Below are 12,915 nucleotides of genomic sequence, written 5' to 3' on the forward strand. Positions count from 1 at the left end.
CATGTGTGGACTCGTCGGCATCTACCATCCCACCGCCTCCCGGCCGGTCGATCGCGCCCTGGTCGAGGCGATGAACCAGCGCCAGTTTCACCGGGGTCCCGATGACGGCGGCGTCTTCATCGGGCCGGGCATCGGCCTTGGCCATCGCCGCCTGTCGATCGTCGACCTGGGCGGTGGCCGCCAGCCGATGACCAACGACGGCGGCGGCGTGGTGCTCGTCTATAATGGCGAGCTTTACAACAATGCCGAGCTGGTGGCCGAGCTGAAGGCCGCCGGCCATGTCTTCCGCACCGCCAGCGACACCGAGACCGTGATCCACGCCTGGGAGGAATGGGGCGAGGACTCGGTGCGCCATCTGCGCGGCATGTTCGCCTATGCGCTGTGGGACGACCGCAGCCAGACCTTGTTCCTGGCCCGCGACCGCTTAGGCATCAAGCCGCTGCATTACACCTGTTTGGCCGATGGCCGGGTGATGTTCGGCTCCGAGCTGAAAAGCCTGACCGGTGTCGAAGATATCCCCAAGGTCGTCGATCCCCTGGCGATCGAGGATTTCCTGGCCTATGGCTATGTTCCCGACCCGCGCTCGATCTTCAAGGATATCCTCAAGCTTGAAGCCGGCCATACCCTGACCTTCCGCCGGGGCGAGGCGCCGGGCCGGCCCCACTGCTATTGGGATGTCAGCTTCACCACCCCGAGCCGCCCGGCCAAGACCGACGACTTGTGCGCCGAGGTGATCGACCGCCTGGACGAGGCGGTGCGCTGTCATCTGGTCGCCGATGTTCCCGTCGGCGCCTTCCTGTCGGGGGGCGTTGATTCCAGCGCCATGGTCGCCCTGATGGCCGGGGCCACCGACCGCCCGGTGGAAACCTGCTCGATCGCCTTTTCCGAGGCCCGCTTCGACGAATCGGCCTATGCCAAAACCGTCGCCGAGCGCTATGGCACCCACCACCGGGTCCATACCCTGCCCGCCCAGGCGCTGAGCGAGGTCGGGCCGCTGACGGCGATCTACGACGAACCCTTCGCCGACAGTTCGGCCCTGCCGACCCTCAAGGTCTGTCAGGCGGCGCGCGAAACCGTGACCGTCGCCCTGTCGGGCGATGGCGGGGACGAGCTTTTCGCCGGCTATCGCCGCTACCGCTTCCATACCGCCGAAGAGGCGGTGCGCCGCATCCTGCCCCAGGCCGCCCGTGGGCCGCTGTTTGGCGCCCTGGGCCGCGTCTATCCCAAGCTTGATTGGGCCCCCCAGGTTCTGCGCGCCAAATCCACCTTCCAGGCCCTGGGCCGCGACCGGGTGGAGGGCTATTTCAACGCCGTTTCGGTGATCCCCGACGGCCTGCGCCGCGGCTTGTACAGCAAGACCATGCGGGCCGAGCTTGCCGGCTATGGCGCCTCGGAGGTTCTGCGCCGCCATATGACGCGGGCGCCGGCGGATCATCCGCTGTCCATCGCCCAATATGTCGATCTCAAAACTTGGTTGCCCGGCGACATCCTGACCAAGGTTGATCGCGCCAGCATGGCCACCAGTCTGGAGGTCCGGGTGCCGATGCTCGATCACCGCTTCGTCGAATGGACCGCCGGCCTGTCCCCCGACCTCAAGCTGTCGGGGGGAACGGGCAAATACCTGCTCAAACGGGCGCTGCGGCCCCTGCTGCCCGATGAGGTGCTTTATCGCCGCAAGATGGGCTTCTCCATTCCGCTGACCGACTGGCTGCGCGGCCCGTGGTCGGGGCGGACCCGCGCCCTGGCCGGCCGATCGGCCCTGGTGACCAGCGGCCTGTTCGATGGCGCCGCCGTCGCAAAGCTGGTCGAGCAGCACCTGGGGGGGAACTGGGATCATGGCGCGGCGCTTTATGCGCTGATCGTGCTCGATGATTTCCTGACCGCCCATGTCGGCGCGGCCTGCCTGCCGGCAAGGATGAGCGCATGACCACCCCCGGCGCCCCCCTGGGAACCGCCCCGTCGCCAACCGCCGGCATCGTCATCGCCCTGTTGCGCGAGACCTTGCAGATCGGCGAGCGGGCCGACGGCTTGACCGCCGAGAGCTGTTTGCTTGGCGCCATCCCCGAGTTGGACAGCATGGCCATCGCCGCCTTGCTGATGGGGCTGGAAGATCGCTTCAAGATCGTGATCGAGGATGGCGACATCAGCGCCGCCACCTTTGAAACCGTGGGAACGCTCTGCCGCTTCGTCGAAGAAAAGGTCGGCTGATTTTGACCTTGCCCCCGGCGCGTGGCCTGTTCCTCGATGGGGTGTTCGCCCTCTTCCACCCTCCGCCGACGGTGGGGGGCGGGGTGGTTGTCTATCTGCCGCCCTTTGGCGAGGAAATGAACCGGGCGCGGCGCTCGATCTTTCTACTTGGCCGCGCCCTGGCCGCCGGCGGCATCGGCCTGCTCGCCCTTGATCCGCGCGGCACCGGCGACAGCGCCGGCGACGAGACGGCGCAGCGCTGGCCGGTGTGGCGCGAGGATGTGGCGGCGGCGGCGCTGTGGCTGGAAACCGCCGGCCATCCCCTGCTCGGCCTGATGGGCCTGCGCCTGGGGGCGGCCCTTGCCGTCGACATGGCCAACCCCTTGGCCGCCAAGCGTCTGGTGCTGTGGGAGCCCCTGTTGTCGGGGCAGGCCCAGCTCGCCCATCTTTTGCGCCTGCGTACCATCGCCCGCCGCCTGCGCGGCGAGCGCGCCGAGCCCGCCGCCAGCCTGGAGGCCCGCCTGCTGGCCGGCGAGGATCTGGTGATCTCGGGCAGCGTGCTGACCGCCGCCTTCGCCAGCGATCTGCGCCGTCTCGCCCCCCCCTTGCCCAAGACCTGCCCGATCCACCTCTTTCGCAGCCGGGAAGAAAGCGGCGAAGGGGCCGGTGGGGTGGAGGAGGAGGCGCAGGTGACCGTCGATCGCTTTCCCGCCCCCGCCTTCTGGATGCTTGAAGGCAAACAGGCCGCCCCCGAACTGATCGCGCGCACCACCGCCCTGTGGTCCGTATCGTGACCGTCGATCGCTTTCCCGCCCCCGCCGAAGAAGCGCTGTCCCTGACCTGCGAGGGTTCGTCGCTGATCGGCGTTTTCCATCCCACGGCCAAGCCTCACCCCACCGTCGGGCTGATCATCGTCGTCGGCGGTCCCCAGTACCGGGTGGGCGCCCATCGCCAGAATGTCCGCCTTGCCCGCCATGTCGCCGAGGCCGGCTTTCCGGTGCTGCGCTTCGATCTGCGCGGCATGGGCGATAGCGAGGGAACGGCGCCGGGGTTCGAGGCCAGCCGCGCCGATATCACCGCCGCCCTGGCCGGCCTGCGGGCGTGGGTGCCATCGTTGCGCCAGATCGTCGCCTGGGGGTTATGCGATGGCGCCAGCGCCGTTCTGCTCGATCTCGACCATGTGCCGCTCGCTGGCGCCATCCTGGTCAACCCCTGGGCCCAAGAGGCCGAGCAGGCGCCCTTGCGCGACCGGCTTTATTACCGTGGCCAACTGCGCTCCAAGGCGTTCTGGGGCAAGCTGCTGCGCGGCGACCTGCCCTGGCGCTCGGCCCTGCGCGGGCTGGGCGGCTTGCTCAAGCGCGCCCCGCGCGGGGATGAGACCGCGCAAGGCGGTCTGGCCTGCCGCCTGCGCGCCGCCCTTGCCCGGCACAAGGTGCCGCTGCTCGTCATTCTAGCCGATCAGGACGTGACGGCCGGGCTGTTCGCCGCCTCGGTGCTCGGCTCACGGCGCTGGCCGGGGATCACCGTCACCTCTCTCCCCGGGGCCGATCACACCTTTTCCGACCCGCGCCATGAACAGCGGTTGCGCGAGATCACCACCCAGTGGCTCAAAGCCCTGCCGCCAGAGCCCTAATCGGGCGCTTGCCCGCGAAACACCCGGCGATAGGCCTCGATCATCTTGTCCTCGCCAAACAGCGCGAAAGCGCGGGCGCGGTTCTCGGCGCCGATGGCTTTGGCCCGTTCGGCATCCTCAAGCAGCCCGGCCAGCGAGCGGGCCAGATCCTCGGTGGAGCGGCCGACGACGAAGGGGTGGTTGGACGGGGCGACCATCTCGGCGACATCGCCGACATCGGTGGCCGCCACCGGCAGACCGGCGGCCATCGCCTCGATCAAGCTCAGCGGCATCTGCTCGGTGTCCGACGACAAGGCGTAATGGGACAGCGCGCCCAGCAGCCGGGCCGGGCGGTCCAGCGCGCCGGTAAAAATCACCCGCGCGCCCAGATCGGCGGCCGCCGCCTGGGCTTCCAGGGCCGGCCGTTCAACCCCATCGCCGATGATCACCAGTTGCCCGGGCCGGCCGGGCTGGCAGACCGCCAGCCGGAAAGCCTCGATCAACCGCGACAGGTTCTTTTCGGGCCGCAGCGAGGCCAGGGTGCCGATCACCGGCTGGTCGCGATCGATGCCCAGCCGCGCCACCAGCGACGCCTCGGGCGGGGCGCCGAAGCTGTCCACCGGCACGCCATTGGGCAGGTAGCACAGCCGCTCGACCGGCACCTTCCAGCGATCGCGGGCCAGTCGCTCAAGCACCCGCGAGGGCACGATCACCCGCTGCGCCCGGCCATAGACCAAGCGGCGCAGCGCCACCCGCCGGGGCAATTGCCCGGCCGCCTCGTCGGGGCCGAAGCCGTCCTCGATATCGACATGGGGGCACAAGGGGGCGAGCAGGTTGACCAAGCCCCATTCGATGGCCCCCCAGTTATAGGTCACCAGCAGATCGGGGCGCTCGCTGGCCAGGGTTTTGCGGAACCGCCATAAGCGGCCTACACCGCCCTTGGTGTCATAGTCCAGCGCCAGCAGCCGCACCGGCGCGCCGGCGGGCAGGCGCGACAGGGTCTCGCTGTTGCCGTTAAGCGCGATAACCCCATGCTCGAAGTCCTCGCCCAGCCCGGCTATGATCCGGCTGAAGCGGATTTGCGCTCCCCCGACCTCGAAGGACGGAAAAACGTGCAGTATCTTGCGCCGATCGCGGGAGAGTCCGGCCATCTTGTCCTCCTCGACGCCCAGCGCGCGGCGGGCGCCACGTCTGTGACCGGCGGAGTGTCGGCGAGGCCTCCGCCTCGCACAAGGCAAAAGACGCCGCCCCCCGCCCGGCGGAGCGGGCGATGAGCCTGATCAAGCTTTCGTCCTTCGCCGCCTTCAACGAGCGCTTCGGCGCCGCATTGAACGTCGGCACGATCGGCGGCTTTTTTCATTCCCCCGAATGGTTCGCCTGCCTGTTCGCCCATGGCCTGGAACCCGCCGACGCCGGGGCGACCCCGGCGATCTTCGTCCTCGATCAGGAGGGTCCCCGGGCCGCGCTATTTTGCCTGCGCCGCCAGAACGGCATCTTGCGCAGCCTGACCAGCTATTACACCACCGACTACACCGCCAGTTGCCCGGCCGGCGGCGGCGAGCGGGCGGCGATCATCGAAGATCTTGGCCGTCATCTGTCCCAAAAGCTGGGGCGACGGGGCGCGCCATCGCTGGAACTGCGCTATCTGCGGGCGGACTCGCCCGATCTGGCGGCTTTGGAGCGCGGGTTGCGCCGACCGCCGCTGGTCCACGGCCGCTTCGCCCAATGGCAAAACTGGTATGCGCCGGTCGAGGCTGGGGCCTATGGCGCTTACGCCGCCGCCCGTCCCTCGCGCCTGCGCCACACCCTGGCCCGCAAAAAGGCGAGGCTGGAGCGCCAGGGCACGATGACCCTGCGCCTCCACCGCACCGCCGATGCCGGGGCTTTGGCCGCCTATGAGACCGTCTATGGCGCAAGCTGGAAGCCGGCCGAAGCGTCACCGGACTTTATACGCGCCCTGGCCGTCACGGCGGCCAAGGCCGGGGCCCTGCGCCTGGGGGTTCTCCACATCGACGGCGCCCCGGCGGCGGCCCAGATCTGGCTGGTCTCGGCCGGGCGGGCGACCATCTACAAGCTGGCCCACCATCCGCGTTTCGATGACCTGTCGGTCGGCTCGCTGCTCACGCAAGCCCTGGCCGAGGAGGTGATCAACCGCGACGGCGTGAGCGAGATCGACTTCGGCCTGGGCGACGAGCCCTATAAGCGCGACTGGATGACCGCGGAGCGCCCGGTGGTCGGGCTGGAGATCCAGTCTCCGACCACGGCGCGCGGCCTGATCGGCTGCGCCCGCCTCGGCCTGGGCCGCCTGCGCCGATCCCTTCGCCCGGTCAATACAACTCGGTCCTGACCGCTTGCGCATAGGCCGCGTCGACCTGGGCAACCTGGGCCTCGCCAAGCAGCCTGAACGAGGCCATCACCGCGCCAACCGTCGGCACGACCCCGGGGCCGATCTTCGAGGGCCCGTCCCACAAATGGGCCCGATGCGCCGCCTTGCCGCAGTGGAAAAGCACTTCGGTCACGTGAACGACGGTGGCGACCTTGGGCGGGCGGTTCCCCTCGGCCAAGCTTGCCAACAGCGCCGGCTCGGTCGTCAGCCGGGCTCGACCGTTGATGCGCAGGAAAACGTCCAGACCGGGAAAGAGGAACAGCATGCCGACGCGATCATCCTGGTCCAGGTTGCGCATCGATTCGATCCGGTTGTTACCCGGCCAATCGGCGAAGACCACCCTATGGGCATCGATCATTTTGACGAATCCCGGCGGACCGCCACGCGGCGAGGCGTCCAGCCCCGCCCCACCCGCCGTCGCGAGACAAAAAAACGTCGCGACCTTGAGGTAGGCCGCATGGGCCTCCACCAGATGGTCGAGCACGGCCTTCTGAATCATCTCGGAAGGCTGGGCGTAAAGCTCGTCGAGATTGGGGGTATCGCTCGGGCCTTGGCCCGTCTCATCGGGAATCGCCATACTCAAAACGCCTCTCTAGCACTGGGTTATCCGCTTTCTTCGCCCAGGCTAGCGCAAGATTTTTGGCGACTGTAAGCTATGGGCGCCATTTGATAGCGAAATGCCGCCATGCCCAATCTCACGCTACCGTTCGCTTTCGTCGATGTCGCCGATGGACCGATCGTGATCGCCGCGGCCGGGAGTCAGGGGCGCGAACTGGTTTCGCCCCCCCATCACCACGCCCGGGGGCAACTGTTCGGATCGACGCGCGGGCTGGTGTCGGTCTCCGTCGAGGCCGGGGTTTGGGTTGTCCCGGCCATCCATGCGGTATGGCTGCCGCCCAACCATGTCCATTGGGGCCGGTCCCACGGGCCGTTCGATGGCTGGAGCGTCTATATCGCCCCGGCGGCCTGCCAGGATTTGCCAAGCAGCCCTTGCACCATCCGCACCTCGGGCCTGCTGCGCGAAGCGGTCCTGCGCGCCGCGACATGGCCCCTGGAGCCCTTCGTCCCGCTCGACGAACAGAAGGCCCATGTGGCCGCCGTGCTGCTTGATGAAATAAGGAACCTGCCGGTCGAACCCTTCGGCCTGCCCCTGCCCCGCGACCCGCGACTGGAGCGGATCGCCCGCGCCCTGATCGCCGATCCGGCCGATGAGCGCGATTTCGAAGCCTGGGCCCGTTGGGCGGCGATCAGTCCGCGCAGCCTGGGCCGACGCTTCGTCACCGAGACGGGCTTCACCTTCACCGCATGGCGCCAACGCGCCCGGCTGATGCGCTCATTGGAAATGCTGGCCACCGACCTGCCGGTGACGACCATCGCCCTGGATCTGGGCTATGCGACGGCCAGCGCCTTCATCAGCCTGTTTCGCCGCACCTTCGGGGAAACCCCGGCAGTCTATCGCCGGCGTTTCTAATCAAGGGTTTTGCGGAAGACCTTCAGGGCGATGGCGAAGGCGACCAGGGTGAACAGGGCCTGGGGCCAGAGTTCGGGCCAGACCTGCCAAAAGCCGTTGCCCTTTAGAAGGATGCCGCGCACCACCCGCAGGAAATGGGTCAGCGGCAGGATCTCGCCCAGAACCTGGGCCCAGACCGGCATGCCGCGAAAGGGGAACATGAAGCCCGAGAGCAAAAGGGCGGGCAGAAAATAGAAGAAGCTCATCTGCATGGCCTGGAACTGATTGGCCGAGAGCGCCGAGAAGGTCAGGCCGATGGCCAGATTGGCGGCGATGAACAGCAAAAGCAGCAGGGCGAGCAGGCCAAGACTACCGACCACCGGCACATCGAACAGCAAGCGGGCGGCGATTAGCACGACGATAATCTGGATATAGCCCAGGCCGATATAGGGCAGGATCTTGCCGATCATCACCTCCAGCGGCCGCACCGGCATCGACAGCAGGGTTTCCATGGTGTCGCGCTCGCGTTCGCGGGTGATCGCCAGCGAGGTCATCATCACCATGGTCATGGTCAAGATCACCCCCATCAGCCCGGGCACGACGTTGTACTGGCTGTTGGCCTCGGGGTTGTAGCGGGAATGGATGCGCAGATCGATCGGGTCCTCGCCCACCTTCAAGGGAGCCAGCGGCCCGACCAGATGGCGGTCAAAGGCGGTGCGCGCCAATTGGCCGATCACGTGAAGGGCATTGCTGGTCGCCGCCGGATCGGTGGCGTCGACCTCCATCAGCACCACCGGGCGGTTGCCCTTTTGCAATTCGCTTGAGAACTCGGGCGGGATGGTCAGCACGAACTGGACTTCGCCCATATCCAGCAGGCGGTCGATTTCCGCCTCGCTCGACACTTCGCCGATGATGTCGAAATACCCCGAATTGCTCATCGCCGCCGTCAGGTCGCGCGAAAAGGCCGAAGGCGACTGGATATTGAGAACGGTCGCCAGATGCTTGGGATCGGTGTTGATGGCGAAACCGAACAAGATCAGCTGCAGCATCGGCACGCTCAGCATCATGCCAAAGGTCAACCGGTCGCGGCGCATCTGGATCAGTTCCTTGAAGAAGATCGCCGCCATGCGCGAAAACGAAAAATACCGACTCACTGCCCCGATTCCCCCTCCATCAGATGGATGAACACATCCTCCAGACCGGGCTCGACGGCGGTCCAGGTGGTGCCGGGCAGATGGCGATAGCGGCCGACCACCCGCTCCAGGGCCCGCGGATCGGTGCCGACCACATGCAAGGTGGTGCCAAAGGAGGTGACCGAGATCACCGCCGGATCGCTGCTCAATTGCTCGCCCAAGCCGGCGACGTTGGCGCCGCGCACCTGCCAGACCGACAGCCCCGACGAGGCGATGACCTGTTCCACCGTGCCGTGGGCCTTCAGCCGGCCATAGGCCAGATAGTAGATTTCATGGCAGCGCTCGGCCTCGTCCATGTAATGGGTGCTGACCAGCACGGTCAGGCCGCGCCCGGCCAGGGCGTGGATATGATCCCAGAACTCGCGCCGCGCCTTGGGATCGACACCGGCCGTCGGCTCGTCAAGCAGCAGCAGATCGGGCTCGTGGAGCAGGCAGGCGGCAAGGGCCAGCCGCTGCTTCCATCCCCCCGACAGCGACCCGGCCAATTGGGCGCGCCGCGAGGTCAGCCCCAGCGACTCCAACGACTCGTCCACCCGGCGGCGGCGCTGGGACAGTCCGTAAAGCCGGGCGACGAAATCCAGATTCTCGGCGATCGTCAGGTCTTCATAAAAGCCGAAGCGCTGGGTCATATAGCCGACACGACGCTTGATGGCGTCGCTCTCGCGCAAGATGTCATGACCCAGGCAGGTCCCCCGACCGCCGTCGGGGGTCAGCAGGCCGCAGAGCATGCGGATGGTGGTGGTCTTGCCACTGCCATTGGGTCCGAGAAAACCGCAGATCTTGCCGCGATCCACCGTAAGATTGACGTGGTCGACCACCGTGCGCTCGCCAAAGCGCTTGACCAGATCCTCAACGGCGATCACCGCCCGCGTCGTGCTCATCGCGTCGTCCCGGCGCGTCGTGCTCATTGTGTCGTCCCGCCGCCCGGGCGATCAGTTGGCGGTTTGGGCGGCACCACCAGGGGGCCGCGAACCCCCTCGTCCGACCGGACGGCCGAAGGGGCCGGGACCGCCGCCAGCCTCACATCCACCGGTTGGCCGGGGTGAAGGGCCTGGACCGGCCCCAGGGGCCGCGCCTCGACGCGATAGACCAGTTTGGCCCGGGTCTCGACCGAATAGATCACCGGCGGGGTGTATTCGGCCCGGCTGCTGACGAAGCCGATGGTGGCGCGCAAAGCGGACGGACAGCCGTCACAGGCGAAGGCGACCTCTTGGCCGATGCGCAGGGCGCCCAGCCTTGGTTCGGGCACGAAGAACACCACCTTGACGTTTTCAGGGGGCAGCAAAACCACCACCGGCGTGCCCACCGCCACCACTTCCCCGGGGCGATAGAGAATATCCTCGACCAGGGCCGGACCGGGGGCTTGGCGGCTGAGTTCGGAAAGATCGACCTCGGCCCGGGCAAGCGCCGCCCGGCTTTGCTCCACCACCGCCTGCTGGGCGCTGATCGCATCGGCCCGCCCGCCTTGCAGGGCCAGGGCATAGTCGCTGATCGCCCGGTCGAACCGGGCCTGATCCCGATCGGCCAGGGATTGCGCCTGATCAAGGGTGGCGGCCGAAGCGGCCCCCGAACCGACCAGCCCCCTTTGGCGCCCGAGATCGCGCAGCGAATAGGCCAAAGCCGCCTTCGCCTCGTCGACGGCGGCGCTCAACATGGCCAGTTCCTCGGGACGCTTGCCCTTGCGCAGGTCGCCCAGGCGGGCCTCGGCCTCGGTCAGAACCGCCCGGGCCTGATCGCGCAAGGCCAGGGCCGCGCGCTCGTCCACGCCAAACAACCTGTCCCCGGCGTCGACCCGATCGCCCTCGCGCACATCGACGGCGGTCAGCCTGCCGGCGGTCGTGCTGCCGACGTAAAGGTAATCCCCTTCAACGTATCCCTGGATGAGGTTCGGATCGGGGGCGGTGAACCCCAGAAGGGCGGCCAGATATTCTCCGATCATGATGTCTCCACGGATCAGGGCCTTCCTCACAGGCGACAGTATCGGGGGGCGCAAAAGGTTTCCGCGGGGATCGACAGGCGCGAGGACTCCCGAAAAAGAAAGTATTTGGTTAAAATTATAACCATTACTTGCAGAACATCCCTTTGAACAGAGCTTGCTCTGGACCTTTACGCGCAATAATAGAGTACCGTTAAGAAGCTTACCCGCCGTAATTGGCAAGGCAAGCCGACCGGCGTTCAACGCCTCCGTTTTCGACGCGAAACAACAATTGGCCCCAGCATATAGATAAAGGGATAACTTGTTAAACGCGAATTTCCACGGACCTTCGGCTGAAGATCATATTAAAATAACAGACATTTGCCGACCACAAAAAACCATCGACAACGAACACACAGAAATACAGAAGTATAACTAACAACAAAATTATATGGGTAAATACATAAATTTGTATTTGTTTACTAAAGGAATACATCAAGACTACCCCTTGTTCGAAAAACAAAAAATCCTCTTGCGGCAAACTCCGGCGAAGATTAAAATTCATTATAAACTGACCAAAAATGAGTCAGTTCATTTAAAAATATTTTCCTCTTCCGTTTTTTGAATGCCACCTTCCCCTTGCATTCCGAGGAAACCATGTCCGCCGATCGCCTCCTCACCTGCCTCGCGGAGTGCAGTACGCGCCTTGATGGAGCGGACACCTGGCCGGTATTGATGAAGCAGATCCTGGCCTTGGTCGGGGAGGCGAGCGGAGCGACCAGGACCTGGGTTTTCCAGACGATCACGCTAACCGATCAGCATGTCATCCAAGATCACCTGTTCGAACATATCAGCGAGGACTGCTGGCAACTTCAGCTGCGCAAGCGCTTCCGGCTTTTCCGCACCGCCTTGTCCGCGCCCGACTATCATGATCTGGTCCGCGACCGTCAAAGGGGCCTGCCGTCGCTGCTGGTGACGGCGGAGATTGCCCCGGGCTTCCTCAAGGCCTCGCTCGAACGCCAAAAGACCGCCGCCATGCTGAGCGCGCCGATCCTGGTCGAGGGCCAGTGGTGGGGAACCATCGGCCTGGACGATTGTCAGGGCGGGGCGGACTGGAACGCGACCACCATCAAATTCCTCCAGACTATCGCCGGCTTGATCGCCGGTTCGATCCACCGCGAGCGCCAAAGGGTGCGCAGCCAGCAAGTCGCCGTCATGGAGCGCACCACCGGGGGCGGTCTTTGGGAGCTTGACGTTCTGCGCGGCGATGTCTGGTGTTCGGAAACGCTGTTCCATCTGCTTGGCTATCCCCCGCCCTGCGCCCGCCTGACCATCCGCCGCCTGCTGCGCCACATCCTGCCCGAGGACCGGGCGCTTGTGATGGCCTCGGCGCGCCGCTGCATGCGCGAGGGCCTGCCGGCTTTCCGTCTGGATGTCCGCGCTTGGCGCCACGATAGAACGCTTTTGTGGTGGGAATTGATCATCGATGTTACCGAAACCCGCCCCCTCGACGGCTTTCCCTTGCGGATGACCGGCATCGTCCTCGAAGTCAACGACCGCAAGACCCAGGAACTGGAACTGGCGCGGACCGCGGCGACCGATCCTCTGACCGGCTTGGCCAACCGCCGCTCCTTCGAAGCCCTGGCGACCCGCCTGCTGGAAAACAAACCGGGATCGGGCACGCTGCTTGTGATCGATATCGACCTGTTCAAGCATATCAACGACTGCTTCGGCCATGCCGCCGGCGATGAGGTCTTGCGCCACCTCGCCATCGTCGGCCGCTCGGTGTTGCGCGATGGCGATCTGATCGGTCGGCTCGGCGGCGAGGAATTCGCCGTTCTTTTGCAAATGGACGGGCCCGAAGCCTATGCGGTGGCCGACCGCCTGTGTCAGGCGGTGCGCGAAATGGCGGTCACCGCGCCGTCTTGGGAACACTCCTCGGTGGTGGTGAAGATCACCATCAGCATCGGCATCGCCCACCCCTGCCCCTTCGAGGATCCGAAGTTCGCCCTGAGCGAAGCTCTGCGGCGGGCCGACCGGGCGCTTTACGGGGCCAAGAAGCGGGGACGCAATCAGATCTGCCACGATACGGAAGGCCGACAGTCCGCCATTTCCCGGGACAACCGGGCAAAAAAATAGTTCTATGGGGCAACGACCCGACAGGCCCGCTCC

The 12,915-nt window shown here is 66.0% G+C and carries 12 protein-coding genes; 7 read left to right on the forward strand and 5 right to left on the reverse strand.

Features of this window, described 5'->3' with window-relative positions; genetic code table 11:
- The first annotated feature begins 1 nt into the window (after position 1).
- Genes RRU_RS16110 through RRU_RS16125 form a run of 4 tightly spaced genes read left to right on the forward strand, consistent with a single transcriptional unit; the run spans position 2 to position 3,820 of the window.
- Positions 2 to 1,927, forward strand: a complete 1,926-nt coding sequence (locus RRU_RS16110) for an XrtA/PEP-CTERM system amidotransferase (RefSeq protein WP_011390869.1) — start codon at positions 2 to 4, stop codon at positions 1,925 to 1,927.
- Positions 1,924 to 2,208: an acyl carrier protein gene (locus tag RRU_RS16115; protein WP_011390870.1), complete on the forward strand. Its 285-nt coding sequence runs from the start codon at positions 1,924 to 1,926 to the stop codon at positions 2,206 to 2,208. Before RRU_RS16110 ends, RRU_RS16115 begins: the two co-directional genes overlap by 4 nt.
- Before the next feature lie 2 nt (positions 2,209 to 2,210).
- Entirely contained in the window at positions 2,211 to 2,981 is a 771-nt protein-coding gene (locus RRU_RS16120; protein WP_011390871.1) for a hydrolase 2, exosortase A system-associated, read from the forward strand.
- A complete protein-coding gene (locus RRU_RS16125; RefSeq protein WP_011390872.1) occupies positions 2,978 to 3,820 on the forward strand; it encodes a hydrolase 1, exosortase A system-associated in 843 nt (280 codons plus the stop codon). The genes RRU_RS16120 and RRU_RS16125 overlap by 4 nt, the downstream gene beginning before the upstream one ends.
- Here RRU_RS16125 and RRU_RS16130 read toward each other — a convergent pair.
- The gene (locus RRU_RS16130) at positions 3,817 to 4,950 is read right to left on the reverse strand and encodes a glycosyltransferase family 4 protein (RefSeq protein ID WP_014626518.1); all 1,134 of its coding nucleotides are present in this window, start codon (positions 4,948 to 4,950) and stop codon (positions 3,817 to 3,819) included. The two genes, RRU_RS16125 and RRU_RS16130, sit on opposite strands and share 4 nt — an antisense overlap.
- 119 nt (positions 4,951 to 5,069) lie before the next feature.
- Here RRU_RS16130 and RRU_RS16135 point away from each other — a divergent pair, with 119 nt between their 5' ends.
- Positions 5,070 to 6,146, forward strand: coding sequence for a GNAT family N-acetyltransferase (locus RRU_RS16135; protein ID WP_011390874.1), 1,077 nt, complete (start codon positions 5,070 to 5,072; stop codon positions 6,144 to 6,146).
- On the opposite strand, the gene RRU_RS16140 is transcribed toward RRU_RS16135, so the two are convergent.
- On the reverse strand, positions 6,127 to 6,762 hold the full coding sequence (locus RRU_RS16140) for an MSMEG_1061 family FMN-dependent PPOX-type flavoprotein (protein WP_011390875.1): 636 nt from the start codon (positions 6,760 to 6,762) through the stop codon (positions 6,127 to 6,129). The two genes, RRU_RS16135 and RRU_RS16140, sit on opposite strands and share 20 nt — an antisense overlap.
- 108 nt (positions 6,763 to 6,870) lie before the next feature.
- Between RRU_RS16140 and RRU_RS16145 the strand changes: the two genes are divergently transcribed.
- Positions 6,871 to 7,656, forward strand: coding sequence for an AraC family transcriptional regulator (locus tag RRU_RS16145; RefSeq protein WP_011390876.1), 786 nt, complete (start codon positions 6,871 to 6,873; stop codon positions 7,654 to 7,656).
- Here RRU_RS16145 and RRU_RS16150 read toward each other — a convergent pair.
- The 3 genes from RRU_RS16150 to RRU_RS16160 are packed head-to-tail and all read right to left on the reverse strand — an operon-like array spanning position 7,653 to position 10,767.
- Entirely contained in the window at positions 7,653 to 8,789 is a 1,137-nt protein-coding gene (locus RRU_RS16150; RefSeq protein WP_011390877.1) for an ABC transporter permease, read from the reverse strand. The genes RRU_RS16145 and RRU_RS16150 overlap by 4 nt on opposite strands.
- Entirely contained in the window at positions 8,786 to 9,736 is a 951-nt protein-coding gene (locus tag RRU_RS16155; protein WP_011390878.1) for an ABC transporter ATP-binding protein, read from the reverse strand. Before RRU_RS16155 ends, RRU_RS16150 begins: the two co-directional genes overlap by 4 nt.
- Positions 9,733 to 10,767: an HlyD family secretion protein gene (locus RRU_RS16160; protein ID WP_011390879.1), complete on the reverse strand. Its 1,035-nt coding sequence runs from the start codon at positions 10,765 to 10,767 to the stop codon at positions 9,733 to 9,735. Before RRU_RS16160 ends, RRU_RS16155 begins: the two co-directional genes overlap by 4 nt.
- Before the next feature lie 633 nt (positions 10,768 to 11,400).
- On the opposite strand from RRU_RS16160, the gene RRU_RS16165 reads away from it, so the two are divergent.
- The gene (locus RRU_RS16165) at positions 11,401 to 12,882 is read left to right on the forward strand and encodes a sensor domain-containing diguanylate cyclase (protein ID WP_011390880.1); all 1,482 of its coding nucleotides are present in this window, start codon (positions 11,401 to 11,403) and stop codon (positions 12,880 to 12,882) included.
- Positions 12,883 to 12,915: the final 33 nt, after the last annotated feature.

It is taken from the genome of Rhodospirillum rubrum ATCC 11170, from assembly GCF_000013085.1.
GTDB classification, from domain to species: Bacteria; Pseudomonadota; Alphaproteobacteria; order Rhodospirillales; family Rhodospirillaceae; genus Rhodospirillum; species Rhodospirillum rubrum.